This is a genomic window from Shinella yambaruensis (genome assembly GCF_022899355.1).
GTDB classification, from domain to species: Bacteria; Pseudomonadota; Alphaproteobacteria; order Rhizobiales; family Rhizobiaceae; genus Shinella; species Shinella yambaruensis.
In genome coordinates this window covers 421,477-448,219 of sequence record NZ_JALJCK010000004.1, presented here as the reverse complement: position 1 = coordinate 448,219, position 26,743 = coordinate 421,477, and the positions used below count along the sequence as shown (strand labels likewise).

Here is a 26,743-nt window from a genome sequence, read left to right as displayed (position 1 = left end):
ACCGCTGACCTGTCTCCTTAGACACCGCGCCTTCCGCGAGGCGAAAGGCACACAATCTTCCTGATCGTGCCATCGAGCCTAGGGTTTCAAACTTGTGCGAGGATGAAGATAAAAGGTGTTGGGCCGCGCCAGGGCAAATAACGCGGCCCAACCGCCCGCCTCGGCCGATGACCAACGGCCGGGGCGGAAGAGAACCTGCCGCCCTTACTGGCGGAAGAGCTGCAGGATGTTCTCGGCGCTCGAATTGGCGATCGACAGCGACTGGATGCCGAGCTGCTGCTGGGTCTGAAGCGCCTTCAGGCGGGTCGATTCCTCGTTCATGTCCGCATCGACCAGGCGGCCGATGCCCTTGTCGATCACGTCGTTGAGGCTGGCCACGAAACTCTCCTGCATCTCGATGCGGGTCGAAATCGCCCCGAGGTCGGCCGCAGCGCTGGTCATCGCCTCCAGGGCCGTATCCACCATCTTCAGCAGGCCATCGATCTGGCCGGTCGTGGTCGAATTGTCGATGACCATCGTGTCGACCGAGGATGTCGTCGCGGCCACGACATTCGCCGTGTCGACGGCCCAGAGGCGGCCGAGCGAGTCCTGGTAGGCAGCCTCCTGGTTGGGGACGGTGGTCTGGTTCACGGCGATCACCCAGGTGTCGTCGGCGACCTTCACGTAATTGTTCACGCCGTCGGTGGCATAGCGGCCGTCGAAGGTGGAGGAACCGGCGCCGGCGGCAATGACCTCGTCCGTGGTAAATGCCTCGACGGTATGTTGGGTAACTGTGCCGCCCACATTGATATTGAGCGCAACGGCTGGTCCTTCGATCACGGCCGCCTTGTCGAGAATGCCGAGATTGCCGCCTTCGTCGAAGAGGACGGTTCTGTCATCGAGCATGTAATCGACCGTCTTGACGGAGACGGCGCCCGTCGCATTGCGGACGAAGGAGGCGACGACGCTCTTTTTCACGGAACCGCCGGCCGTCGTCAGGTCGGCCTGCAGCCAGTTCTCGCCGGAGAAGGAAGCGCCTTCCGCGATGCTGACGAGCTGTGCCTGGAGCTGGGTGATCTCTTCCTGGATCTTCGCCTTGTCGACACCCTCTTCCGTCGCGGCGACAAGCTTCGCGCGGATTTCCGTCACGACCTCGATGGCCGATTCCAGACCGGCATAGGCCGTATCGACCTTGGCGGCGCCGAGGCCGAGGGCATCCTGGACCGTGGCGAGGGCGCGGTTGTCGGAGCGCATGGTGGTCGCGATCGACCAGTAGGCCGCATTGTCGGCGGCGGTTTCGACGCGCATGCCGGAGGAGACGCGGCTCTGCGCGGTTTCAAGCCCGTTGTCGATGGAACGAAGGGTCTGCAGCGCCGCCATGGCGGCGGAGTTGGTCAATATGCTGGTCATTGGCATTTGCCCTGGGAAAGGAATTGTCGGGGAGCATGCCGGAGTGAGGCGGGACCGGTAACGACGAAGGGGCTTCATGCATCCGGCGCCGCTCGTTTGCCCTGGGCGCCGGTTCATCGCTCTTAAGAAAGGGTTAACAGCGAGTGGTTAACAAATGGTTAACGGCCTGGCGCACGATCAAAGAAAGATGAAGATTGCGTTTATCGTCCGGAGCCAGATTTCACGGTTCGCGGCAAAGGCGACGAAAGGCGACATCTGCTTCATGGGCGCCGCCGGCGCCGCCCGGCATTCTGGCCTGTCCTGGCACAACCTGCGCACCTCTGCGGCGAGGCCGCGCTTGCCGGGAGACAGAGCGGGACAGGATACAACCGGAGCTGCGCGCCTGTTAACCCAAAATTAAACGCTACCGATTTAGAACTTAGCATGGTCGAAAAGGGCCGCTGGGGCAATTTTGCTGCCTTGTTCAGTCGGCCCCGGAACAGCATAGCCAATGCACGGCGTTTGCGACCAAATGGCGTAGGGATCGGAGCTGGTGTCAGTTCCGCGCATGATGCCCTTCCGATGCGCTGGCTCGTTCGAGCCATGTTTCAAGTGACATTGTTTTCGTCCAACCGGACGTCCGGACCGTTAGCGCCGTGGATGGCGCTCGACCGAGCGGTACACGGCGGGTGCCTTGCGCGCCTGGGACCCGAGGAGAAGATCGAATCTCTTCCCGCACGGTCGGTGGAACGAAAACGACGTTTGTCATCCGCTAACACAAGGGCGCGCGTCCATGACTTCAATCATTACCAATCTGACTCCCAGCCAGATCCGGAACCTTTCCACGAGTGCGATCCAGCTTCTCAACAGCGCGGACGTCGCGGCACTGACCTCGGAAAAGGTCGCGGCGCTCAGCGCCGCCCAGCTCAACGCCTTCACGTCGAGCAGCCTGCTCTCCTTCACCTCGGAGCAGATCGGCTCGATCGCCGTCAAGTCCATCGCCGGCCTCAGCGCCAGCCAGATCTCGTCGCTCACCTCCGGCCACATCGCGGGCCTCAAGGCCACCCAGGCAGCGGCCCTGACCAGCGCCCAGGTCGCCACCTTCACCACGGATGAAATCGCCGTGCTGAACTCCGCGCAGATCGCGGCCCTCGGCTACCAGGTCCTCACCACCATCGATTCCGCCGAACTGGCGCTGTTCACCACCGACGAGCTCGGCGCCATCAACACCAAGGCCATCGCCGGCATCAGCACGGCAGCCCTCGCCGGCATCGCAACCGCCAGCATCGCCGCCCTCGGCACTGGCCAGATCGCAGCCCTCTCCAGCGCCCAGCTCAACGCGCTTTCCACCGGCCAGCTCGGCGCCCTCGGCACCGGCCAGCTCGCCGGTCTGACGGCAAAGCAGGTCGGCACGCTCAACTCCACGCAGGTCGCCGCCCTCAGCACGGCCCAGATCGCGTCGCTGTCCAGCGCGCAGATCGGCGCACTCACCAGCGGCCAGGCTGCAGCCCTGTCCACGGACCAGATCGCGGCCCTCACCTCCACGCAGGTTGCCGGCCTCAGCGCTGCCGCCCTCAAGACGATCGATTCGGCGGAACTTGCCCTGTTCACCACGGGCGAACTGGCCGCCATCAACGCCAAGGCCTTCGCCAGCCTCGATGCGGCCGCCCTCGCCGGCATCGCATCAGCCAGCATCGCCAGCCTCAACAGCGCCCATATCGCGGCCCTGACCAGCGGCCAGGCCGCTGCCCTGTCGACGGATCAGATCGCGGCGCTCACCAGCTCGCAGGTCGCAGCCCTCAGCGCCGCGGCCCTCAAGACCATCGATTCGGCGGAACTCGCCCTCTTCAGCACCGACGAACTGGCCGCCATCAACGCCAAGGCCATCGCCGGCCTCAGCACCGGAGCCCTTGCCGGCATCACGACGGCGGCCATCGGCGCCCTCGGCACCGGCCAGATCGCTGCTCTCTCCAGCACCCAGCTCAATGCCCTGTCCACCGGCCAGGTCGCAGCGCTCGGCACCGGCCAGCTTGCCGGCCTGAGCGCCAAGCAGGTTGCAACGCTCAGCTCGACCCAGGTCGCCGCTCTCGGCACCGGCCAGATCGCCGGCCTGTCGAGCGCCCAGATCGGTGCCCTGACCAGCGGCCAGGCGGCCGCCCTGTCGACGGCGCAGGTCGCCGCCCTGACGAGCTCGCAGGTCGCAGCGCTCAGCGCTGCCGCCCTGAAGACCATCGATTCGGCGGAACTGGCCCTGTTCAGCACCGACGAACTGGCTGCCATCAACGCCAAGGCCCTCGCCGGTCTCAGCACCGGGGCTCTTGCCGGCATCACGACGGCGGCCATCGGCGCCCTCGGCACCGGCCAGATCGCCGCGCTCTCCAGCGGCCAGCTCAACGCCCTGTCGACCGACCAGCTCGCAGCCCTCACGACCGGCCAGATCGCCGGCCTGAGCGCCAAGCAGGTCGCCACGATCAGCTCGACCCAGATCGCCGCTCTCAGCACCGGCCAGATCGCCTCGCTGGGCAGCGCCCAGATCGGTGCCCTGACCAGCGGCCAGGCAGCGGCCCTGTCGACGGCACAGATTGCCGCGCTCACCAGCTCGCAGGCCGCAGCGCTCAGCGCCGCCGCCCTGAAGACCATCGATTCGGCGGAACTCGCCCTCTTCAGCACGGATGAGCTCGCGGCCATCAACGTCAAGGCCCTCGCCGGCCTCGACGCCGCGGCACTCGCCGGCATCACGACGGCAGCCATCGGCGCCCTCGACAGCAAGCAGATCGGTGCCCTCACCAGCGCCCAGTTCAATGCCCTATCCACCGGCCAGCTCGCGGCCCTCAGCACCGGTCAGCTTGCCGGCCTGAGCGCCAAGCAGGTCGCAACGATCAGCTCGACCCAGATCGCAGCCCTCAGCACCGGCCAGATCGCCTCGCTGGGCAGCGCCCAGATCGGCGCCCTGACCAGCGGCCAGGCAGCAGCCCTGTCGACGGCACAGGTCGCAGCCCTGACGAGCTCGCAGGTCGCGGCCCTCAGCGCCGCCGCCCTCAAGACGGTCGACTCGGCGGAACTGGCCCTCTTCAGCACGGATGAACTGGCGGCCATCAACGTCAAGGCCCTCGCCGGCCTCGAGGCCTCGGCGCTTGCCGGCATCACGACGGCGGCCATCGCCGCCCTCGGCAGCAAGCAGGTCGGTGCCCTCACCAGCACCCAGCTGAATGCCCTGTCGACCGACCAGCTCGCGGCCCTCACGACCGGTCAGATCGCCGGCCTGAGTGCAAAGCAGGTCGCCACGATCGGCTCGACGCAGATCGCAGCCCTCAGCACCGGCCAGATCGCCGGCCTGTCGAGCGCCCAGGTCGGCGCCCTGACCAGCAGTCAGGCGGCAGCCCTGTCGACGGCGCAGGTCGCCGCCCTGACGAGCTCGCAGGTCGCTGCCCTCAGCGCGGCAACGCTCAAGACCATCGATGCCGCGGAGCTCGGCCTGTTCAGCACGGATGAGCTGGCGGCCATCAACGTCAAGGCCCTTGCCGGTCTCGAAGCCTCGGCACTCGCCGGCATCACGACGGCGGCCATCGGCGCCCTTGGCAGCAAGCAGGTCGGTGCCCTCACCAGCACCCAGCTGAATGCCCTGTCCACCGACCAGCTCGCGGCCCTCGCGACCGGCCAGATCGCCGGCCTGAGCGCCAAGCAGATCGCTTCGATCAACAGCACGCAGATCGCAGCCCTCAGCACCGGCCAGATTGCCGGCCTGTCGAGCGCCCAGGTCGGTGCCCTGACCAGCGGCCAGGCAGCAGCCCTGTCGACGGCGCAGGTCGCCGCCCTGACGAGCTCGCAGGTCGCAGCCCTCAGCGCCGCCGCCCTGAAGACCATCGACTCGGCGGAACTGGCTCTCTTCAGCACGGATGAACTGGCGGCCATCAACGTCAAGGCGCTGGCCGGCCTCGAAACCGCGGCGCTCGCCGGCATCACGACGGCAGCCATCGCAGCCCTCGACAGCAAGCAGATCGGTGCCCTCTCCAGCGCCCAGTTCAATGCCCTGTCCACCGGCCAGCTCGCGGCCCTCACGACCGGCCAGCTCGCCGGCCTGAGCGCCAAGCAGATCGCTTCGGTCAGCAGCACACAGATCGCGGCCCTCAGCACCGGCCAGATCACAGCTCTCGACTCCAAGCAGATCGCGGCCCTGACGAGCAGCCAGGCCGCAGCGCTTTCGACGGCACAGGTCGCCGCCCTGACGAGCTCGCAGGTCGCAGCCCTCAGCGCCGCCGCCCTGAAGACCATCGACTCGGCGGAACTGGCCCTGTTCAGCACGGATGAGCTCGCGGCCATCAACGTCAAGGCGCTGGCCGGCCTCGAAACCGCGGCGCTCGCCGGCATCACGACGGCAGCCATCGCGGCCCTCGACAGCAAGCAGGTCGGTGCCCTCACCAGCACCCAGCTGAATGCCCTGTCCACCGGCCAGCTTGCAGCCCTCAGCACCGGCCAGATCGCCGGCCTGAGCGCCAAGCAGATCGCTTCGGTCAACAGCACGCAGATCGCGGCCCTCAGCACCGGCCAGATCGCAGCTCTCGACACCAAGCAGATCGCAGCCCTGACCAGCGGCCAGATCGAGGCCCTGTCGACGACGCAGGTTGCCGCCCTCACCAGCACGCAGATCGCCGGCCTCAGCGCCGCCGCCCTGCAGGCGATGAGCTCGGACGACATCAAGACGTTCACGACCGAAGAGATCGCTGCCATCGGCCTGAAGGCCCTGCAGGGTCTGGCCACCGAGGACATAGCAGCCCTCGACTCCGCCCAGATCATGGCCCTCAAGGCCGAGCAGATCGCCGCCATGAACTCGGCGCAGGTCGAAGCCGTGATCCAGGCTTACGCCGCGATCTAATATTGACATCCGGCGGCGCGGCCGAAACCGCGCCGCCGCCATCTTCCGCCCGCCCGGCGCTGCAATCCGCGGGACATGGCGGCCTTCCCTTCGCGCAAAACGACCAGCCCGACGCAAGTCAACTCCGATAGCAAGGCAGACGAGCTCCTTCCGAGCCGTTCAACAGCCCGGCCAGCAGGCCCCCTTGCCGCAGGATGTCATGACCGTCAGCACCCCCATTCTTGCCGATCCCGCCACGGCGTTCCTCAATCTGCTCGGGCGGGCCCGCAACCAGCAGCTCTCGCTGGCCGACCTGTTCCAGACGACGGAAAGCCTGACGGCGGCCGGAGCGACGGCACAGGCAGGCGAACTCTACAAGATCTGGATCGCCTTCAACGACAATAACCCGCTGCTGCATCTTGCCTATTTCAACTATGCGGTCTCGCTGTCGAAGGCCGGCGATGCTGCCGGCGCGCTGCACGCCCTTCGCGCCGCCGTGCGCATCAACCCGCAGTTCGGCCAGGCCCATATCAATCTCGGCAGGTCGCTGGAGGATTGCGGCCTGACGGGCCAGGCCGTCCAGCAATGGCGCGTCTATGCCGATGCGACCGCCGACGTCACGCCGGACAGGATCAGCAACCGCCTGCTCAGCCTCCAGCATATCGGCCGCGTGCTGGAAGGCACCGGGCACCTGGAGGAGGCCGAAGCCGCCCTCTGGCAGGCCATGGAGCTGCAGCCGTCGCGCACCGAGGCGGCGCAGCACTGGATCTCGCTGCGCATGCGCCAGTGCAAATGGCCGGTCTTCACACCCTCCCTTCACGTCACGCCGCGCCATTTCATGGACGCGACCTCGTCCATGACGATCGCCTGCTATGCGGACGATCCCCTGTTCCACCTGGCCAAGGCCCATCGCTACTGCCGCACGAATGTCGGCCGACCGGCCGATCTTCAGGACTTCACGCGCAGTCCGGTGCGGCAGAAATCGGGGACCGGGCAGCGGCTGCGCGTCGGTTACGTCTCCTCGGACCTGCGCCAGCACGCCGTGGGCTTCGCGCTCAGCGAAGTGCTCGAACTGCATGACAAGACGAGCGTCGAGATCTTCGCCTATTATTGCGGCGATCCGGCACCGCTCGACCAGACTCAGGCCCGCATCAAGCTGGCGGTCGACCATTGGCGCGACATCGCCGCGCTCAGCGACATCGACGCCGCCCGCCAGATCGCCGCCGACGAGATCGACGTGCTCGTCGACGTCAACGGCTACACCAAGCATGCCCGCACCAAGATCTTCGCCTACCGGCCGGCGCCCGTAATCGTGAACTTCTGCGGCTATCCGGGCACCATGGCAAGCCCTTACCACCAGTACATGATCGCCGACGAACACATCGTGCCGCCGGAAAACGAGATCTACTACACCGAGAAGGTCCTGCGCATCGCCTGCAACCAGCCGGTGGACCGCAAGCGCGCGGTCTCGCCGCGCCCGACGCGCGCCAGCGTCGGCCTGCCGGAAAACGCCTTCGTCTTCGCAAGCTTCAACGGCATGCAGAAGATCACCGCCGCCTGCTTTGGCCGCTGGATGGCGATCCTGCTGGCAACGCCCGGCAGCGTGCTGTGGCTGCTCGCCGGCGACGACAGCGTCAACGAGCGCCTGAAGCAGATCGCGGGGCAGAACGGCGTTGCGCCGGAGCGCATCGTCTTCGCCGGCAAGACGCAGAACCCCGACCATCTCGCCCGCATCGGCCTTGCCGATCTCTTCCTCGACACCTTCCCCTACGGCGCCCATTCCACCGCGGCCGATGCCATCACGCAGGGCCTGCCGGTATTGACCATCGCGGGCAAGAGCTTCGCCTCGCGCTTCTGCGCCAGCATCGTCGCGGCGGCCGGCATTCCCGAGATGATCTGCTCGGGCCCGGACGACTACGTGCAGAAGGCCGTCGCCTTCGCCCGGAACCCGGCGAGCCTCGCGGCGGTGAAGCTCTCGCTCCAGCGCCAGCGCGAGACCTGTGCACTGCGCGACATGCCCGGCCTCGCCCGCCGCCTTGAGGAGCTCTACTGGCAGATGCAGGGCGATGCCGAACGCGGCGAAACGCCCGTGCCCGACCTGCGCAACCTCGACGTCTATTACGAGGTCGGCGCCGAGCTTGCCGCTGCCGGCATCGAATTCGAGGAGGACGAGGCCTACCGGCAGCGCTATCGCGCGGCGCTTGCCAGCCTCGACGAACACGCCCCGCTCTCGCCCGACGCCCGCCTCTGGCCGGCGCCGGCCGCCTGACCGCCCGGCTCCACCCGCAACCCGAAGTTCTGAATGACGAGGACAGCATGACCCCCGTAATCCTGGTGACCTTTGCCGGACGGCAGAAGCGGATGGAAATCCTCACCCAATATGTCCGCCGGGCGATGGACCTCGGGATCATCGACGAGTGGCACATCTGGGACTTCACCCGCTCGGCCGAGGACCACGCCTGGGTGAGCCGGGAGTTTGGCCCGGTGCGCTACATGGGTGCGAAGGTGCCCTACCAGCCGGTCGGCAGCGTCTCGCGCCAGGCCTCGTTCCGCACCAGCGCGCGCATAAGGCACGACCTGCACATCACCCTCACCCCGCACGACCGCCCGAACGAGCACTATGAATTCGTGGTCGGCGGCTGGAAGAACACCCATTCGGCGATGCGCAAGATCCCGCGCGAAAAGCTGCACAACCCCGAGCGCGGCGACGACACCAACCTGTGGAGCGCACCGACGCCCGGCGTGCTCTCGCCCGGCCGAGCGAACGATGTCGTGCTATCGCTCGACGCGGCCGGCACGCCGACGCTGCACGTCAACAACGTCACCATCGGCAGTTGGCCGGAACTCGCCTTTTCCGCCGGCGCAAGCGTGCAGATGCGCGGCGGCTGGGGCGCGGACCTCGAGCTTTGCGACGCCGGTGCGGCCACGCGGCGCTATATCGGCAATCCGAACGAGCAGATGCCCTACTGGCAGGCCTACGACTACTACGCCACGCAGCTCGCGGCCTTTTCCGACGCGGTGTTCCTGAAATGCGACGACGACATCGTCTATCTCGACATCGACGAGCTGGACGGCTTCATCCAGTTCCGCCGGAACAATCCGCATTACTTCGTCGTCTCGGCCAATGTGGTGAACAACGGCGTCTGTGCCTATTTCCAGCAGGCGGCCGGCTCCATTCCGCCGGGCGTCGGCCATTTCGAGCTGCCGCCGGGCGGCTTCGGCGGCAGCCTCTGGGAGAGCGCCGAGCGGGCCGTGAAGCTGCACGACTTCTTCCTCGGCCAGGGCGGCAGGACCCTCGCCCTTCCCGCCAGGGTCGTCGACTGGACGGAGCGGCAGTCGATCAACTTCATCGCCTGGCTCGGCCGCGACCTCGTGCACATGGCCCTGCCCCAGGGCGACGACGAACACGCGCTGACCATCGGCGTTCCGACGCTCCTGCAACGGCCGACGGCGATCTATTCGGACTTCACCGTCAGCCACCTGAGCTTCGGCCCGCAGGAGCGCGGCTGGGATCCGAGCCCGCTTGTCGCCGCCTATGAGGCGCTCATGCGCGAGCGTCTCTTCCCGGCCGACGAGAAGCCACAGCTCGCCCTGCGCGCAGCAGGCTGAGGACCGGTCTTCATGCGGGCAAAGGAAAAAATCCTCATCGTCGGCGCCGGCCTTTCCGGCGCTGTCATCGGCCGTGCGCTTGCCGAGGCGGGCCATGCGATCGAGATCGTCGACACGCGGAACCATATCGGCGGCAACTGCCACACGGAGCGGGACGAGGCGACCGGCGTGATGGTGCATGTCTACGGGCCGCATATCTTCCACACCGACGACAAGGAAGTGTGGGACTATGTGAACGGCTTCATGACCTTCATGCCCTACAAGAACCGCGTGAAGGCGACCAGCGGCGGGCAGGTCTATTCGCTGCCGATCAACCTGCACACGATCAACCAGTTCTTCGGCAAGAGCTTTCGCCCGGACGAGGCGCGCGCCTTCCTGGACGCGCAGGCGGACAAGACGATCACCGATCCGCAGACCTTCGAGGAACAGGCGCTGCGCTTCGTCGGTCGCGACCTCTACGAGGCCTTCTTCAAGGGCTATACGCAGAAGCAATGGGGTTGCTCGCCGACCGAGCTGCCGGCCTCGATCCTGAAACGTCTGCCGGTGCGCTTCAACTACGAGGACAATTACTTCTTCCACAAATACCAGGGCATGCCGGAGACCGGCTATACCGAGATGATCGCGCGCATCCTCGATCATCCGAACATCACGGTCCGACTGGAAACCAGCTTCCGGCGCGGCGAGAAGGCAGGCTACAGCCATATCTTCTATTCCGGCCCGCTCGACGGCTATTTCGATTACGAACTCGGCCGGCTCGGCTACCGCACGCTCGATTTCGAGCGCTTCACCTATGAGGGCGACTATCAGGGCTGCGCGGTGATGAACTACGGCGACGTCGCCGTCCCCTATACCCGCATCACCGAGCACAAGCATTTTTCGCCCTGGGAGGAGCCCGCGGGCTCGGTCTGCTATCGCGAATTCTCGCGCGCCTGCGGGCCGGACGACATCCCCTACTACCCGATCCGCCTCGTGGAGGAAAAGGCGCAACTCGCCGACTATGTCGCCCGCGCGGAGCAGGAAGCCGGCGTCACCTTCGTCGGCCGGCTCGGCACCTACCGCTACCTCGACATGGACGTGACGATCCGCGAGGCGCTCGACACCGCCCGGCTCTACCTTTCCCGCAAGGCCGAGAATGCGGCGATGGCCACCTTCCTGCACCCGCCGCTCTGAGGCGCCCGGACGAAACGAAAGAAGGCCCCGGTAAACCGGGGCCTTCCGAGAACCTTGAAAGATCCGGCCGTCTTCCGATCAACGGAAGAGCGTGAGGATGCTTTCCGAAGCCGAGTTGGCGATCGACAGCGACTGGATGGCGAGCTGCTGCTGGGTCTGCAATGCCTTCAGGCGGGTCGATTCTTCGTTCATGTCGGCATCGACCAGGCGGCCGACGCCCTTGTCGATGGATTCCGTCAGCTTCTTGACGAAATCTCCCTGCAGGTCGATGCGCATGGTAATCGAACCAAGGTCGGCAGCCGCGCTGGTCATCATCGTCAAGGCATCGTCGACCATCTGGATGAGATTGCCGAGCTGTTCGGCCGTCGTGATTGCCGTGATATCGAGATTGTCGACAGACTGTTCGACCGCAGTCGCCGCCAGAGCGGCCTGACCGCCGGGGATGTCGACCGCCCACAGGCCGGCGCTCGAGTCCGTGTAGACAACTTCCTGATCGGGGACCGTCGACTGGTCGACCGCCAGAACCCAGGTATTGTCCGCAACCTTGACGTAGTTGTCCGTACCGTCGTTGGCATAGCTGCCATCGAAGGTGGATGCGCCGAGACCCGACGCGATGATGTCATCCGTCGTGAACGACTTGACGGTTACCGGAGAGGTGACACCGCCGACATTGATGTTCAAGGTGGCGGAAGGACCGCTGATGTCCCTGACCTGATCGAGGATGCCCGTATCGCCGCCGGTGTCGAACAGAACCGTGGAGGTGCTGAGCTCGTAGTCGACCTTCTTGACCGAAACGTTGCCCGCTTCGTCGCGCACGAAGGAACCCACGATGCTCTTCATTTCGGAACCGGAAGCGGCCGTCAGGTCTGTCTGAAGCCAGTTTTCGCCCGAGAAGGAAGCCGCCTGGGAAATGCTGACAAGCTGGTCCTGGAGCTGGTCGATTTCTTCCTGGATCTTCGCCTTGTCGACGCCGTCTTCAGTCGCGGCAACGAGCTTGGCCTTGATTTCCTTGACGACTTCGATGGCGGACTCCATGCCGGCATAGGCGGTGTCGACCTTGGCGGCGCCGAGGCCGAGGGCGTCCTGAACGGCGGAAAGCGCCATGTTGTCGGAACGCATCGTGGTGGCGATCGACCAGTAGGCAGCGTTGTCAGAGGCAGTGCCGACGCGCATGCCGGAGGAGACGCGTCCCTGCGTTTCTTCCATATTGGAGCCGATGGAGCGCAGGGTCTGGAGCGCGGACATGGCCGCGACGTTGGTGAGAATGCTCGTCATTAATTGGGTGCCCCTTGATTGGCTGAAAGAGAAGGGACATTCCGGTCACACCGGGGAAACAACGGTCGGCGTCATGCCTGCCAAGCTCCATCTTCCCCAGGAAGTCAGCCCGCCGCTTCGATGGCTTTAGCTAACGTGATCATGGTTAACGAACTGCTAAGCGGCGGAAAAATCGCTGCACCGGCCGTGCAATATCACAACCCTCGCGCGTGCGCGCGTAACGCAGCAAGGTTAAGAAAAAACTAAAGCCGCGCCCCTTTCGGAAACGCGGCTCAGTTGGGTCAGGCGTGCGGTCAGCCACCGCCCGCCCTTGTTCCCGGGATCCCGTATTAACGGAACAGCGACAGGACGTTCTGCGAAGCCGAGTTGGCGATCGACAGCGACTGGATGGCGAGCTGCTGCTGGGTCTGCAGTGCCTTCAGGCGGGTCGATTCCTCGTTCATGTCCGCATCGACCAGGCGACCGACGCCCTTGTCGATTGATTCGGTGAGCTTGGAGACGAACTCGGACTGCAGGTCGATGCGCGAAGAGATCGAACCGAGCGAGGCGGCAGCACTGGTCATGGTCGTCAGTGCATCGTCGACCATCTGGATGAGATTGCTGAGCTGTGCATCCGTCGTGATCGTCGTGATGTCGAGATTGTCGACCGACTGCTGGACCGCAGTGGCCGCCAGAGCGGCAGCGCCGCCAGCGATATCGACCGCCCACAGGGCGCTGCTCGAGTCCGTGTAGGCAACTTCCTGATCGGGAACCGTCGACTGGTCGACCGCCAGAACCCAGGTGTTGTCCGCGACCTTGACGTAGCTCGCTGCACCGTCGTTGGCATAGTTGCCATCGAAGGCGGAGGCGCCAGCACCCGACGCGATGATGTCATCCGTCGTGAACGCCTTTACGGTTTCCGCAGTGGTGACGCCGCCGACGTTGATGTTCAGCGTGACGGAGGGGCCGCTGATGTCCCGGGTCTGATCGAGGATGCCCGTGTCGCCGCCGGTGTCGAACAGAACCGTGTTGGTGTCGAGGGTGTAGTCGATCTTCTTGACAGAGACATTGCCGCTGTCGTCGCGCACGAAGGAGCCGACGACGTTCTTGACCTGGGCGGTGGTGATGTCGGCCTTCAGCCAGTTTTCACCCGAGAAGGAGGCCGCGTCGCCGATCCCTCTCAGCTGATCCTGAAGCTGCTTGATTTCTTCCTGGACCTTCGCCTTGTCGACGCCGTCTTCGGTTGCGGTGACCAGCTTGGCCTTGATCTCCTTGACGACTTCGATGGCGGAGTCCATGCCGGAATAGGCCGTGTCGACCTTGGCGGCGCCGAGGCCGAGAGCGTCCTGGACGGCGGAGAGCGCCATGTTGTCGGAACGCATCGTGGTCGCAATCGACCAGTAGGCGGCGTTGTCAGACGCGTTGCCGACGCGCAGACCCGAGGAAACGCGCGCCTGCGTATCTTCCATGCCGTTGTTGATGGAGCGCAGCGTCTGGAGAGCAGACATGGCGGCTGCGTTGGTGAGAATGCTCGTCATTATCGTTGTCCCTTTGAACATAATACTGGTGGGGGACATACCGGACTGGGAACTTACCGGTTACGGCGGTTCGGCATCATGCCAACTCGGTTTCTCCAGGGATCTGAAGGGATACCAAACCCGTCGTGTCTGAGCAAAACTCGCAGCCAATCCTTGCCAACTCCTTAAATGGGCAAAGTGCCTTCGAGCGATCGCGAAGTATGGTTAACCGCCGGTAAAATTTCACGGTTGAGAAAATCCGGAGCTCTTGAGCAATGCCGGAATGGCCGCGTCGCGCTGCTGCCGCAATACCTGGAGCGTTTCCGCTTTTCTTCAATCGCGAAAACGCTCCAGGTATTTGTTTTTACGCAATTCCGGACGCAAGACCGCTGCGCACTTTTGCTGGAATTGCTCTAGCTGAAGGAGCGCACCAGGCTGCCGACGAGCAGGTTCCAGCCGTCGATGAGCACGAAGAACAGGATCTTGAAGGGCAGCGAGATCGAGGTCGGCGGCAGCATCATCATGCCCATGGCCATGGTGATGGTGGCGACGATCATGTCGATGACGAGGAAGGGAAGGACGACGAGGAAGCCGATCTCGAAGCCGCGGCGGATTTCCGAGATCATGAAGGCCGGGATGACGACGCGCAGGTCCGCGACGTTGTTCTGCACGACCGTCTGGCCGCGCTCTTCCGCCAGCGAGATGAAGAGTTCGAGGTCCTTGTCCCGGGTATTGGCCACCATGAACTCGCGGAACGGCTCGGCGATGCGTCTGGCCGCTTCCGTCTCGTCGATCTGGTTGGCGATCAGCGGCTCGACGCCGTTCTGCCAGGCCCGGTCGAAGGTGGGCGCCATGACGTAGAAGGTCATGAAGAGGGCGAGCGAGACGAGGATCATGTTCGACGGCGTCGTGGCGAGGCCCATGCCGGAACGAAGGATCGAGAAGGCGATGACGAAGCGCGGAAAGCTCGTCACCATGATGAGGATGCCGGGCGCCACCGACAGCACGGTGAGCAGCCCGAAGGTGCGGATGATCCAGGAGGCGACCGACCCGTCGACCTGGGCATTGAGCAAATCCCCCGGCAGCTGCAACTGCTGCTGGGCATAGGCCATGCCGGTCATCGCCATCATGGCGATGAAGGTCAGAAAGGCTCGAATCATTCGATCACAAAGGTCCGGAACATGACGTTGGTTACGCGCCCTTCGGACCTGAGGTCAACCCGCTCCTGCAGGTCTTCCCGGAGATATTGGAACCCGCGCGGGCCCTGCACCTGCTGGAGCGAGACCGTGCGCATATAGGCGAGGATGTCCTGGTGGATCTCCTCGGCGAGCTTGACGTCCGGCACGCCTTTGAACATCAGCGCGACTTCGAGACGGACACGGTTGTCCGAAGGATAGGCAAGGTTGCTGGTGATCGGATCGAGCAGCACGACGCCATTCGCCTCGGTGGAGATATGCGGCACGACCTCGGCCGCCTCGCCTTCCGTGCCGCCCTCCGCCTTCACCACCTCTTCCGCCGGCTTTTCGGCGGGCGGCGGGGCGAGCATGTTGCCCAGGAACCAGCCGCCGCCGGCCGCCAGCAGCGTCAGCCCGGCAATGGCCGCGATGGTGATGACCAGCGTGGGCTTCTTCTTCTCGACGACCTCTTCTTCGTCCGCCATGTTCGTCTTCCTGTATTGTCAGGGCTGCGTCAGATCGGCGAGAGCAGGTCCACCGCCTGCTGGCCCCATGGCGGCTGCTGCACCTCGGTCAGGCGGCCGCGGCCGCCATAGGAGATGCGCGCCTCCGCGATGCGCTCATAGGCGATCTGGTTGTCGGCGTCGACATCCTGCGGGCGCACGATGCCGGCGACGTTGAGGATGCGAAGCTCGTGGTTGACGCGCACTTCCTGCGAACCGCTGATCAGGAGGTTGCCGTTCTCGATGACGCCCGTCACCACGGCGGCGACGAGCAGGTTCAGCCGCTCGGAACGCTCCGTCGAGCCGTCGCCCTTGGTGCTGGTCGAGGAGCCGTAGTTGAGGTCGGCTTCCGTATCGACCTTGAAATTGTTGCCCGAGCCGCCGAAGCCGAAATTCATGCCGCTCTTGTTGGTGCGCGAGCGGTCGGTCTTGTTGTCGAAGCTCGCCCGGTCGTTGACGCGGATGTTGACCGTCAGGATATCGCCGACCTTGAAGGCGCGCGAATCCTTGAAGAGCGCCGACTGCTGGTCGCTCCAGATCGAATAGCCGGCAACCGCCGTGCGCGGCTGCTTGGGATACATCGCCATCTGCGGCGTTTCCGCATAGTTGAGGCCGCTGCCGATCGGGCTCATCGCAGGCGCGCGGCCGATCTCGTTGATGGCCTGGCTCGTGCAGCCCGAAAGCGCCAGCGCGACGGCGAGTGCGGAGGCGGTCTTCTTCATGACGGGTCCTTTGACTTTGACGTATTCGGATCGCCCACGATGGCGATGAGCCGCGTGAGCAGCGCGGCCTTGTCGGCCGGCATTTCCGCCAGGATCGTGCTCGACTGGCGCGGCGGCAGCTTCATGACGATCGCCGAGGCGATCTCCGGGTTGATCTCGGCAAGCTGCGCGGCCGCCGCATCGGGCTTCATCTTGCGATAGATCTCGACGAGCCCCGCCTCGGCCGTCTTGAGGAAGTTGTTGCGGCGGTTGAGCCAGTCCTCGTATTCGGCGCGGCGGGTCTCCAGCGTCTTGATGCGTGCGTCGATATCCTTCTGGAGGCTTTCCAGTTCCTGTTTCTGGAGGAGATAGCGCTGGTCGCGCGCCGCGTCCGCGATATTGGTGCAGAATTCGCGGATCTCGTCGGCGGTCGCCTTGGTCGTCATGATGACCGGGCGTTCCTCGGCGAAGGCGCCGGGAATGGCCATCAGCACGAAGCCGGCGATCGGCAGCGCGAGCTTGCGCGCCAGCGTCCTGACGGCGATGAGGGTCGTGACTGTCGTCATTGCAGCACCAGTTCTGCCTGGAGGGCGCCTGCGGTCTTGATGCTCTGCAGGATGGAGATGATGCCATCCGGCTTGACGCCGATGCTGTTGAGACCGGTGACCAGCGAGCGCAGGCTCGATCCGTCGAGCAGGGCGACCGTGCCGCCATCTTGCTGGACGAGGATGTCCGTGTTCGGCTCGACCGCCGTCACGCCCTTGGAGAACGGTTCGGGCTGTATGACCTTGGGCATTTCGTTGATCTGCACGGTCAGCGTTCCGTAGCTGACGGCGACGGGCGAGATGCGCACGTCCTGACCGATGACGATCGTCCCCGTGCGCTCGTTGACGACGACGCGCGCGGGCGCATCGGTCTCGATGACGAGGTTCTCGATATCGGCCATCAGGCGGGCGAGGTCGGCCGTTTTCGGCTTGGCGATGTAGACCGACTGCGAATCGCGCGATTCGGCGATCGCCCCGCCGTACTGCGCGGACGCGTAGCGGTTGATCGCGTCCGCCATGCCGACGGAGGTGGAAAAGTCGGGATTGCGCAGTTGCAGCACCAGGTCGGAGGAATCCTTGAAGCGCGAGGGCAATTCCCGCTCGATGATGGCGCCGTTCGGCACGCGGCCGGCGGTGGTGATGCCCTGCTGCACGGTCGCCGCCTCGCCGCCGGCGCTGACGCCGGTGACGACGATCGAGCCCTGCGCGACCGCGTAGATCTGGCCGTCGGCGCCCGAGAGCGAGGTCATGACGAGCGTGCCGCCGCGTAGCGACGAGGCATCGCCGAGCGAACCGACGGTCACGTCGATGCGACTGCCGGGACTGGCGAAGGGCGGCAGGTTGGCGGTGACGAGCACGGCCGCGATGTTCTTGGCGCGCGTCTGCGTGCCCACCATGGAGATGCCGAGATTCTGCAGCATCGCCCGCATGGACTGCTCGGTGAAGGGCGAGGAACGCATGCTGTCGCCCGTGCCCTGGAGGCCGACGACGAGGCCGTATCCGATCAGCTGGTTGTCGCGGCCGGCCTGCAGCGAGGCGACGTCCTTGATGCGGGCCGCCGGCAGCGCCGGTCCGGCCGCCAGCACGAGGCAGGCGAGAACGGCAAGGGCGCGGGAGAGGAAGTCACGCATCATTTCGCCACCACATGCACGGTTCCGTCGGCCATGACCGTGCCGGAGACGATCACGCCCGTGTCCTTGTTGCGGATCCGGATGAGTTCGCCGACGGCGGCATCCTGCAGAGGCGTGCCGCTGGCGCGGATGACGAGCGAACCGTTGTCGAAGACCATCTGCACGGTGGAACCACGGTTCACGAGGAAGGGCTCGCGCAGGGCCGAGACGAGGATGACGCGGCCGGGCAGCAGGGTGCGCTTGGTGACGAGCCCGCTGACGTCGGAAATGCTTTCGGCAAATCCCTTGACGATGTTCGGGTTGGTCACCTCGACCACTTCGAGCTGCCCCGCCTGGATCTCCTCGCCGGGATAGATGATGCGCTTGGGCACGACGGCGGTGCGCATATCGGCCAGAGCCGCGTCGGCCACGAGAAGACCGGCAAGCGCGGCAGGCGCGACGAGGGCCGCGCGCCACCGGGCTGACAGGGTCTTTCCATTCCGAAGTGCTGCTTTCAGGCGAAACATCATGTTCCCCGCATGTTGGTTTCTATCTCAGGTTCTTGCTGACCACGGCCGCCATTTCGTCCGCCGCCTGGATGATCTTGGAGTTCATCTCATAGGCGCGCTGGGCGGAGATCAGGTCGGTGATTTCCTTGACCGGATCGACGTTCGACGCTTCGAGGTAGTTCTGCTGGATATAGGCGAAGCCCGCCTCGTCCGGCGCGCCGACATTGGCCGGGCCCGAGGCCGCGGTCTCGCGGAAGAGGTTTTCGCCGAGCGGCTCGAGGCCCGCCTCGTTGACGAAGTTCGCCAGCGTGATCTGGCCGAGTTCCTGCTGCTGGCCGCCGACGGTCGCATAGACCTGGCCGGACTTGCTGACCGTGATCTCCGTCGCATCCTGCGGCACGTTGATGCCCGGCACGACAGTGTAGCCGTCGAGCGTCACGAGCTGGCCTTCGGCATTCGTGTTGAAGGCGCCGGCTCGGGTGTAGAGCGTGGAGCCATCCGCCGCCTCGATCTGGAACCAGCCGCGGCCGATGAGCGCGAGGTCGAAGGAGTTGCCGGTGCTCGTCAGGCCGCCCTGGAGATGCAGGTTGCGGATGGCGGCCGTCTTCACGCCGAGGCCGATGATGGCCCCCTCCGGCACGACGGCCTGGTTGGCGCGGTTCGGCACGCCGGCGGCGCGCTCGGTCTGGTAGAGCAGGTCCGAGAATTCGGCGCGGGCGCGCTTGAAGCCGGTCGTGTTGATGTTCGCGATGTTGTTCGCGATGACTTCAAGGTTGGTCTGCTGCGCGTTCATGCCGGTGGCGGCGATGGCAAGGGCTTTCATGTCCGGTCCTCAGATCTGCATTCTTGCGACTTCGAGATAGGCGGTGACGATCTTGTCGCGGATGGCGATGGCGGTCTGCAGCGTCTGCTCGGCGCTCATGACGGCGTCGACCACTTCGCGGGTCGTCGCCTTGCCCTGGATGGCTTCGAAGGACTTGGTCTCGCTGAGCTTCAGCCTGTCCACCATGTCCGTCGCCACGTCGCCCATCACCTGGGCGAAGCTCATCTGGGTTCCCGTGCCCTGCACGGCCGCAGCGGAGGCGGACACCGAATTGGACGTCTCGGTGGTGACGCCCGAGAGGGCGTTGGTGGAGAAGAGCGAATTGACGCCCTTTACGCTTTCGATCATTGCGAGGCCCTCAGGAGATCGATGGTCGCGCTGATCAGGTCGCGCGACTGCTTGATGCTCTGCAGGTTGGCTTCATAGGAGCGGTTGGCTTCCCGCATGTCGGCCATTTCCACCAGCATGTTGACATTCGGCATCTTGACGATGCCGTCGGCATTCGCCGCCGGGTTGCCGGGGTCGTATTCCGTCGCGAACTCGCCTTCGTCGAAGCCGAGGCGCTCGACCTCGACGAGCGACGCGCCGCTCACCCGGTCAAGCTCAGCCGCGAAGGTCACGGTCTTGCGGCGGAAAGGATCGGCGCCGGGGGTGTCGCCTGTCGAGCGGGCGTTCGCCAGGTTTTCCGAAACGATGCGGATACGGGTGGACTGTGCTTCCAGACCCGAGGCCGCGACTTTCATTGAAGCAATGAGCGGATCCATTTCTTACCTTCTGACTGTCATCAGCATCATGCGATGAAAGGCCTTGACGAGGCCGGCATTCAACTCGAACTCACGCTTGACCTGGCCCTCCTTCATGAGTTCCTCGGCAAGGCCGACCGTGTTGCCGGACTCCTGCACGCCGATCCCGTCGGTGGGTTTGGTCTCGACGACGCGGCTCGCCATTTCGCCGCCATCGGTGAGATGGCCCGGCTGCGTCGCCGCCATGCGGATGCCCGTCGTTTCGAGCACCGCCTGAAAGGGGGTGACGTCCTTCGCCCTGAATCCGGGGGTGTTCGCGTTGGCGATGTTGCCTGCAACCACACTCTGGCGGACGGATAGCCATTCGGCTTGTTTCGAGGCCAGTTCAAACAGTTGTATCGGTTGCATGACAAGCTCCATCCTTGTTCACGGCGAACCTACGGAGCCAATCTTGCGTCAGACTTGCTGCGCGGCGGTTTGTTTGCAACCGGCTGAATTCGTGAAGGAATAAGTATCGGCGGCTTTGGCAGGGCACGGGGACTGGCCCCTTATCCGGCCTGTCGGCCACCTTCTCCCCGCAAGCGGGGAGAAGGGATATGCCGCGCCGGCTGCCCCGGCCAATACGGTTTCGTGAGGCAGGTCCCCTCTCCCCGCCTGCGGGGAGAGGGTTAGGGTGAGGGGCACGCCACAAGCGAGCGCCATGCCTTTGGGGTCTTGCCCCGATCAGTTACGCTTGATGATGTCGCCGTTCGAGGTGACGATGACCCAGGCGCCGTCGCGCTGCTCGAGGGTCGCAAGGCGGCTGTTGTCCGGCAGGATCGAGCCGACACGCACGATATACATGCCGGTGGCATCCTCGATCAGCGCCCGGCCGTTGGCCACATGCATCAGCCGGAAGCCGGACGAGGCCGGCAGCGGCTGGTCGAGGCCGGTTTCGACGGGCGCGCCGAGCGACTTCTCCTTCTCGCCGACGCTGGGCGCGGTGGCGGTCGAAACGGGGTCGAGGCTTTCGAGCCCCGGATCGTTGTCGTCGTCCACCATGGCGGCGGGCGAAACGCTCATCACGTCCTTGGCCGCCGTTTCCGGCAGGTCGCGGGTCGTGCCTTCCCACAGCGCCGGCACGGAGAACTTTTCCGGGTTCAGGAAGACATACCACGGGAAGAAGGCGGCCATGGCGGCGAGCAGCACGCCCGTGCCCACCAGCAGCTTGTCGCCCGTCGAATAACGCCCGCTGTTCGAGCGCTTCATCGGCTGAATGGCCTGGTCCGCATCGAAATCCGTCACTGTCATCCCCTTCTCGTTGCCGGCGCACCGCCCTGCCCGGCCGCGTTCTTCAGCGCCATGGCAAGATCGGAGAATGCATCGCCGGCGGGCGGTTCGCCCGGCGTCTGTTTCAGAACCTCATAGATGATCGGCACCTGCTTGATCGCCATGTCGAGGTCGGGATCGGCACCCGGGCGATAGCCGCCGATGAGGCGCAGGTCCCGTGTTTCCTCGAAGCGGTGGATGAGGGCCTTCAGCCGCGCCACCAGCCGCTCCTGATCCGGCGTCCAGGCCTTGCGGGCAAGGCGCGAGATGGAGGCAAGCGGGTTGATCGGCGGATACCGCCCCTCTTCGGCGAGGCTGCGCTCCAGCACGATATGACCGTCGAGGATGCCGCGCGTCGAGTCGGCGATCGGGTCGTTGTGGTTGTCGCCGTCGACGAGGATCGAGATGATCGCCGTGATCGTGCCTGCCCCTTCGGCGCCCGGCCCCGCGCGCTCCAGGAGACGCGGCAGCTCGGTGAAGACGGAGGCCGGATAGCCGCGGGCGATCGGCGGCTCGCCGGAGGCGGTCGCCACCTCGCGGATGGCATGGGCAAAACGCGTCACGCTGTCGATGATCAGCAGCACGTTGTCGCCCTGGTCGCGGTAGTGCTCGGCGATCGTCACGGCGGTCAGCGGCGCCATCTTGCGCAGCATCGGGCTTTCGTCGCTGGTCGCGACGACGGCGACCGACTTTGCGAGGTTGTCGCCGAGCGTATCCTCGATGAATTCACGCACTTCACGGCCGCGCTCGCCGACGAGCGCGATCACCACCTTGTCGAACGCATCGGCCCGCGCCAGCATGGAGAGCAGCGTCGACTTGCCGACGCCCGAACCGGCGAAGATGCCGAGGCGCTGGCCAAGGCAGAGCGGCGCGAAGATATCGACCGCGCGCACGCCGGTGGAAAAGCCCGTCTCGACACGCTTGCGCGTCATCGAGGGCGGGGCGGAATTGGAGATCGAGCGGCGCACGCCGCCCTGCACGAGCGGGCCGCGCCCGTCGATCGGTTCACCGAGCGCGTTGATCGTGCGGCCGCACCAGGCCGATGTCGGCGCCACGCGGAAGGCGCCCTTGCGGATGACCACGTCGTGGATGCCGATCGGCTCGCCCGGCTCGATCGGGCAGACGACGACGGTGTCCGGCTCGACGCGGACGACCTCGCCGAGGTGGATGCCGGTCGGGCTGCGGTGCGCGACGAACTCGCCGAGCCGCACATGGCGCGACAGGCCGCTCACCGTATAGTTCCCGGCCGCGATGGTCTGGACATGGCCGCCATGCGCCACGGAGAACTCCGGCGAGGAATAGCGTTTGACGAGGCCTGCCATCGCGCGCAGCTTGCCGCCGGCCCTGCCCGTTTCGTTGCCCATGCCGCCCTGTGCCGAGGTCATGGGCGCTTACCGGTTTCCGCCGAAGGTGCGGATGGCTTCCTTCAGCGACTCCTCGCTGTCGCGCATCAGCGAAGCGACGCTCTCGAAGGCGCGCGTGACCTGGATCAGCTGCGTCATCTCGCTGATGGCGTTGACGTTGGATTCCTCGATGTAGCCCTGCACCACGCCCGCATCGACGCGGTCGACGACCGGCTCCGGCGGGACATTGGTGATGATGCCGCTGTTGCCGGCGCGCATGAAGCCGCCGGACAGATCGGCCTGGAACAGGCCGAGCGCGGCGACGGGCTGGCCGTTCTGGTTGAGCTGTCCGTCGGCGCTGAGCAGGATCGGCCCGTTGGCGAGATCGAGCTGGATCGGCCCGCCGCCGGCATCGAGCACGGGGTAGCCGTTGAGGGAGACCAGCTCGCCGGCATCGGTCACCGTGAAGCGGCCGTCACGCGTCAGCGTCGGGCCGGACGGCGTCTCCACCTGGAACCAGGCGTCGCCCTTGATGGCGAAATCGAGCGTGCCGCCGGTCTCGGTCATGCCGCCGCTGCGGGTGGACAGGAACTCGTTGCCCGGCGACACGAAGGCGACGTCGGCGACCTTCTGGTCGCTGACCACCTGGTTGAATTTCACCTCCGCGGCGCGGAAGCCGACGGTCGTCGAATTCGCGACGTTGTCGGCCAGCGTCGTCAGGCGGCGGTCGAGCGCAAGCTGGGACGAAAGCGATACATAAAGCCCGGTCTGCATGTCAGCGACCTCCGAGTTTCAGATTGTTGATGGAAATGAGCAGGTCCGTCGAAATGCCGGTGAGGCTCGACGGCTGGAAGACGGTCATCGGATCGTAGCTGCCGGACGGGTTCTCCAGCTCCCACATGGAGGTGAAGCGCTCGAGGAACTTGCCGACCTTCGAGGTATCCTTGAAGTCGTCGAGGTTGAGCACGTCCGCGTAGAATTCCGCCTGCCGGTCGATATCGGTGGCGGCAAACTCCGCGGGAAGCTGCAGCGCGGTGCGCACGACCTGCGCCAGCGCGTCGTCGGCGATGATCGAATAGCCCGAGGTGATGGAGGGCGCCATGCGCTCGAAATAGAGCGCGAGGCGCACGCCGGTATTGTCCTCGCCGGCACTGACCTCCAGCGTCTGGCGGGTATATTTGTCGACGACGCCCTTCTGGGCGCGCTCGAAGGTGGTGGCGACCTCGCCGTGCCTGGCGAAGTTCAGCGATTCCGCCAGTTCCTTGTAGCGCGTATCGGAAAGCTGGTTGGCGAAGGCCGCCTTGTCGTCCACGCCCTCGGTCAGCACCTTGCGCATGAAGGCCTTGGCATAGGCCATGTCCTCCAGGCCGTGCGCCTTCATCGCGTAGTTGTAGAGCCTGCTGTCGGCGAAGAAGTCGTCGATCGATTTCACGCTGCCGATCCTGGCGAGGTAGTATTCCGTCTCGCGCTTGACGTCCGGCTGTTCCGAAACGCGCTTCAGCGACGTCTGGAGGTCCGCGGTAATCAGCTTGTAGCTCGTATAGGTGGTCGTCACGATGGGCCGCCGATCAAGGTTCGGGAGGGCATGAATGCCCGTTTTGAACCATGATCCTCGCGGCTTTTGCTTGCGCGAACCTGATCGATGAACCTGCCGTTAGGTACAGCTTCACGCAAGGCTGGAACCGTATTCCCGGAGCGGTCAGAATTGTGTCGGGACACCTGCGCTCATGAACATCGTTATCGGTCTAATCGTTACCTTCGGCTGCGTCCTTGGCGGCTACATGGCCATGGGCGGGCATCTGGAGGTGCTGAACCAGCCCTTCGAGCTGCTGATCATCGGCGGCGCCGGCATCGGCGGCTTCATTGTCGCCAACACGATGAAGGTAATCAAGGAGACCGGCAAGGCGCTGGGCGAGGCCTTCAAGCACAAGGTTCCGAAGGAGCGCCACTATCTCGATACGCTGGGCGTGCTCTACAGCCTGATGCGGGATCTGCGCACGAAATCGCGCAACGAGATCGAGGCGCATATCGACAACCCGGCCGAATCCGCGATCTTCCAGTCCGCCCCGACGGTGCTCGCCAACAAGGAGCTGACCGCCTTCATCTGCGACTATGTCCGTCTCATCATCATCGGCAATGCCCGCAGCCACGAGATCGAGGCGCTGATGGACGAGGAGATCCAGACGATCACGCGCGACAAGATGAAGCCCTACAACGCGCTCAACACGATGGGCGACGCCTTCCCGGCCATCGGCATCGTCGCGGCCGTTCTCGGGGTCATCAAGGCCATGGGCGCGATCAACGAGAGCCCGGAAATCCTCGGCGGCAAGATCGCCGCCGCCCTCGTCGGCACGCTCCTCGGCGTGTTCCTGTCCTATTCGATCGTCACGCCCATCACCACCAACATCAAGGTCGTGCGCGAGAAGCAGAACCGTCTCTACATCATCGTCAAGCAGACGCTGCTCGCCTACATGAACGGCTCCGTGCCGCAGGTGGCGCTGGAATACGGCCGCAAGACCATCTCCTCCTACGAACGCCCCTCCATCGACGCGGTGGAGCAGGAGATGATGAATCCCGGCGGCGGTTCGAAGGCGGCCTAAGAGATGAAGGAAGCCCGCGTGACCGAAGCCCCTTCCGCCATGGACCCGATCGTGCTCGCCCGCCTCACCGGCCGGCTCGGCGACCAGGCGACGATCTCCAGGCTCTGCGCCAGCCTTGGCGACGTCTTCGCCGAATTCCTGCCGGACATGCTGGAAAGCGAACTCGGCTTCGAGGTCGCGGTCTCCTATGCAGGCTTCTCGACCGGCAGATACGGCCCGCTGGTCGAAGGCCTCGGCGGCGCCATGGCCTGCTGCGATGCGTCGCTGCGCGACTGGTGCGACCGCTTCACGCTGATCTGCGACAGCCCGATGATCATCACGCTCGTCGAGAACATGCTCGGCGCCGTCAGCGATGCGATCGACGATCCGGAGCCGCGCCCGCTCTCCAAGATCGAGCTCGACCTTGCCGCCATGATGTTCGACCGGATCTCCGGCGTGCTGAAGACCGCCGTCATGGGCGCCAACGGCTTCGAGCCGCTGCTTGGCCCGGCGCACAATGCGGAAACCCGCAAGGCGACCGAGGACGGCTCGGACGAGACCTTCGTCGCCATGGTCAACATGGCCGTCGGCATAGGCCCGGTGCTCTCCACCTTCCACGTCATCGTGCCGCAGGCCGTTCTCCTGAAGTCGACCATCACCACGCCGAAACCCGCCAACGCGCCGAAGACCCGCGTCGAGTGGAGCGAGCAGCTCGGCGAGCAGGTCCGCCGCTCCAAGGTGTCCCTCGAGGCGCGCATCCGCCTGGAGGCGCAGACGCTCGACACGATCAGCCGCCTGCAGGCCGGCGACATCATTCCCTTCAACGAAGCGGGGGACGTGCGCGTGGAGGTGAACGCGAACGGCCGCAACCTCTATGTCTGCGAGTTCGGCCGCTCGGGTGCCCGCTACACGGTTCGCGTCAAGGATACGTACGGTTCGGAGGAGGACATCCTCCAGCACCTCATAGGATAGTTTAGGCATGATGCCTGCCTGGCGGCACGCCTCGGGCAAGTTTCGAATGGAATAGTGGTCTTATGGCACCGAAGAAAACACCCATCGCTGACGACATGACGTCTTCCCTCAATGCGGGCGACCAGGAACTGGAGCAGGCGATCGATGACCTGCGCGGCGTTCTTCAGAAGGATTCCTCCGGCAGCTTCGGCGCCGACCTGCCGGCGACCGTCGACAATGACCCGCTTGCCGCCTTCGGCGGCTCGGATTTCGGCGGCGGCGCGGCCACGACGGATTTCGGCGCCGGCGCCGGCTTCGGCGGGTCCGATTTCGGCGGCGGCGACTTCAGCGGCGGCAGCGACTTCAGCGCCGAACTCGGCGAAGCCCCGCGGCCCGGCAGCGCGCTCCAGTCCAACCTCGACCTCATCATGGACATCCCGATCGATCTGCAGATCGTCCTGGGCTCCTCGCAGATGCAGGTCTCCAGCCTCATGAACCTTTCCGAGGGCGCAACGATCGCGCTCGACCGCCGCATCGGCGAGCCCGTCGAGGTCATGGTCAACGGCCGCGTCATCGGCCGCGGCGAAATCACCGTCCTTGAAAACGACGACACCCGCTTCGGGGTCAAGCTCATCGAAGTGAAGAGTACACGCAAAGTCTGATACCGGTTGAGGTCTCAGGGGG

The 26,743-nt window shown here is 65.2% G+C and carries 24 protein-coding genes; 7 read left to right on the top strand and 17 right to left on the bottom strand.

Features of this window, described 5'->3' with window-relative positions; all coding sequences use genetic code 11:
• Positions 1-204 precede the first annotated feature (204 nt).
• Entirely contained in the window at positions 205-1,389 is a 1,185-nt protein-coding gene (locus MUU56_RS12120; protein WP_244767541.1) for a flagellin N-terminal helical domain-containing protein, read from the bottom strand.
• A gap of 772 nt (positions 1,390-2,161) precedes the next feature.
• Between MUU56_RS12120 and MUU56_RS12115 the strand changes: the two genes are divergently transcribed.
• From MUU56_RS12115 to glf, 4 genes are all read left to right on the top strand, one after another.
• Positions 2,162-6,241, top strand: coding sequence for a beta strand repeat-containing protein (locus tag MUU56_RS12115; protein WP_244767540.1), 4,080 nt, complete (start codon positions 2,162-2,164; stop codon positions 6,239-6,241).
• Positions 6,242-6,440: 199 nt separating this feature from the next.
• Positions 6,441-8,489, top strand: a complete 2,049-nt coding sequence (locus MUU56_RS12110; protein WP_244767539.1) for an O-linked N-acetylglucosamine transferase, SPINDLY family protein — start codon at positions 6,441-6,443, stop codon at positions 8,487-8,489.
• A 47-nt stretch (positions 8,490-8,536) separates the two neighbouring features.
• Positions 8,537-9,829, top strand: a complete 1,293-nt coding sequence (locus tag MUU56_RS12105) for a DUF6250 domain-containing protein (RefSeq protein WP_244767538.1) — start codon at positions 8,537-8,539, stop codon at positions 9,827-9,829.
• 12 nt (positions 9,830-9,841) lie between these two features.
• Positions 9,842-10,999, top strand: a complete 1,158-nt coding sequence (gene glf, locus MUU56_RS12100; RefSeq protein WP_244767537.1) for a UDP-galactopyranose mutase — start codon at positions 9,842-9,844, stop codon at positions 10,997-10,999.
• 78 nt (positions 11,000-11,077) lie between these two features.
• Here the strand turns inward: glf and MUU56_RS12095 are convergent, their stop codons facing one another.
• The 16 genes from MUU56_RS12095 to MUU56_RS12020 all read right to left on the bottom strand — a co-directional run bounded on the left by MUU56_RS12095 (position 11,078) and on the right by MUU56_RS12020 (position 24,084).
• Complete coding sequence (locus MUU56_RS12095; RefSeq protein ID WP_244767536.1) at positions 11,078-12,274, bottom strand: flagellin N-terminal helical domain-containing protein; 1,197 nt, start codon at positions 12,272-12,274, stop codon at positions 11,078-11,080.
• 329 nt (positions 12,275-12,603) lie between these two features.
• Entirely contained in the window at positions 12,604-13,791 is a 1,188-nt protein-coding gene (locus MUU56_RS12090; RefSeq protein ID WP_244767535.1) for a flagellin N-terminal helical domain-containing protein, read from the bottom strand.
• A gap of 392 nt (positions 13,792-14,183) precedes the next feature.
• Positions 14,184-14,930: a flagellar type III secretion system pore protein FliP gene (fliP, locus tag MUU56_RS12085; RefSeq protein ID WP_244767534.1), complete on the bottom strand. Its 747-nt coding sequence runs from the start codon at positions 14,928-14,930 to the stop codon at positions 14,184-14,186.
• On the bottom strand, positions 14,927-15,430 hold the full coding sequence (locus tag MUU56_RS12080; RefSeq protein WP_244767533.1) for a flagellar basal body-associated FliL family protein: 504 nt from the start codon (positions 15,428-15,430) through the stop codon (positions 14,927-14,929). Before MUU56_RS12080 ends, fliP begins: the two co-directional genes overlap by 4 nt.
• Before the next feature lie 29 nt (positions 15,431-15,459).
• Positions 15,460-16,170: a flagellar basal body L-ring protein FlgH gene (gene flgH, locus MUU56_RS12075; protein ID WP_244767532.1), complete on the bottom strand. Its 711-nt coding sequence runs from the start codon at positions 16,168-16,170 to the stop codon at positions 15,460-15,462.
• Complete coding sequence (locus MUU56_RS12070) at positions 16,167-16,715, bottom strand: MotE family protein (protein WP_244767531.1); 549 nt, start codon at positions 16,713-16,715, stop codon at positions 16,167-16,169. Before MUU56_RS12070 ends, flgH begins: the two co-directional genes overlap by 4 nt.
• Positions 16,712-17,824 (bottom strand): flagellar basal body P-ring protein FlgI, encoded by a 1,113-nt coding sequence (locus tag MUU56_RS12065; protein WP_244767633.1) that lies wholly within the window; start codon positions 17,822-17,824, stop codon positions 16,712-16,714. Before MUU56_RS12065 ends, MUU56_RS12070 begins: the two co-directional genes overlap by 4 nt.
• The gene (flgA, locus tag MUU56_RS12060; RefSeq protein ID WP_244767530.1) at positions 17,824-18,333 is read right to left on the bottom strand and encodes a flagellar basal body P-ring formation chaperone FlgA; all 510 of its coding nucleotides are present in this window, start codon (positions 18,331-18,333) and stop codon (positions 17,824-17,826) included. Before flgA ends, MUU56_RS12065 begins: the two co-directional genes overlap by 1 nt.
• Positions 18,334-18,352: 19 nt before the next feature.
• Entirely contained in the window at positions 18,353-19,135 is a 783-nt protein-coding gene (flgG, locus tag MUU56_RS12055) for a flagellar basal-body rod protein FlgG (RefSeq protein ID WP_244767529.1), read from the bottom strand.
• Positions 19,136-19,144: 9 nt separating this feature from the next.
• Positions 19,145-19,483: a flagellar hook-basal body complex protein FliE gene (gene fliE, locus MUU56_RS12050; RefSeq protein WP_244767528.1), complete on the bottom strand. Its 339-nt coding sequence runs from the start codon at positions 19,481-19,483 to the stop codon at positions 19,145-19,147.
• The gene (gene flgC, locus MUU56_RS12045; RefSeq protein ID WP_244767527.1) at positions 19,480-19,899 is read right to left on the bottom strand and encodes a flagellar basal body rod protein FlgC; all 420 of its coding nucleotides are present in this window, start codon (positions 19,897-19,899) and stop codon (positions 19,480-19,482) included. The genes fliE and flgC overlap by 4 nt, the downstream gene beginning before the upstream one ends.
• A 3-nt stretch (positions 19,900-19,902) precedes the next feature.
• Positions 19,903-20,286, bottom strand: coding sequence for a flagellar basal body rod protein FlgB (gene flgB, locus MUU56_RS12040; protein WP_244767526.1), 384 nt, complete (start codon positions 20,284-20,286; stop codon positions 19,903-19,905).
• A 315-nt stretch (positions 20,287-20,601) separates the two neighbouring features.
• Positions 20,602-21,168: a flagellar protein gene (locus tag MUU56_RS12035; RefSeq protein ID WP_244767525.1), complete on the bottom strand. Its 567-nt coding sequence runs from the start codon at positions 21,166-21,168 to the stop codon at positions 20,602-20,604.
• Positions 21,165-22,508, bottom strand: coding sequence for a flagellar protein export ATPase FliI (fliI, locus tag MUU56_RS12030; RefSeq protein ID WP_398430410.1), 1,344 nt, complete (start codon positions 22,506-22,508; stop codon positions 21,165-21,167). Before fliI ends, MUU56_RS12035 begins: the two co-directional genes overlap by 4 nt.
• 69 nt (positions 22,509-22,577) lie before the next feature.
• Positions 22,578-23,303: a flagellar basal-body rod protein FlgF gene (gene flgF / locus MUU56_RS12025; RefSeq protein WP_244767523.1), complete on the bottom strand. Its 726-nt coding sequence runs from the start codon at positions 23,301-23,303 to the stop codon at positions 22,578-22,580.
• 1 nt (position 23,304) lies between these two features.
• Positions 23,305-24,084: a DUF1217 domain-containing protein gene (locus MUU56_RS12020; RefSeq protein ID WP_244767522.1), complete on the bottom strand. Its 780-nt coding sequence runs from the start codon at positions 24,082-24,084 to the stop codon at positions 23,305-23,307.
• A 172-nt stretch (positions 24,085-24,256) separates the two neighbouring features.
• Here MUU56_RS12020 and motA point away from each other — a divergent pair, with 172 nt between their 5' ends.
• The 3 genes from motA (at position 24,257) to fliN (ending at position 26,721) form a co-directional block, all read left to right on the top strand.
• Positions 24,257-25,129 (top strand): flagellar motor stator protein MotA, encoded by an 873-nt coding sequence (gene motA, locus MUU56_RS12015; RefSeq protein ID WP_244767521.1) that lies wholly within the window; start codon positions 24,257-24,259, stop codon positions 25,127-25,129.
• 3 nt (positions 25,130-25,132) lie between these two features.
• Complete coding sequence (locus tag MUU56_RS12010; protein WP_398430150.1) at positions 25,133-26,080, top strand: FliM/FliN family flagellar motor switch protein; 948 nt, start codon at positions 25,133-25,135, stop codon at positions 26,078-26,080.
• Positions 26,081-26,142: 62 nt separating this feature from the next.
• A complete protein-coding gene (fliN, locus tag MUU56_RS12005; RefSeq protein ID WP_244767520.1) occupies positions 26,143-26,721 on the top strand; it encodes a flagellar motor switch protein FliN in 579 nt (192 codons plus the stop codon).
• The last annotated feature ends 22 nt before the right edge of the window (positions 26,722-26,743 follow it).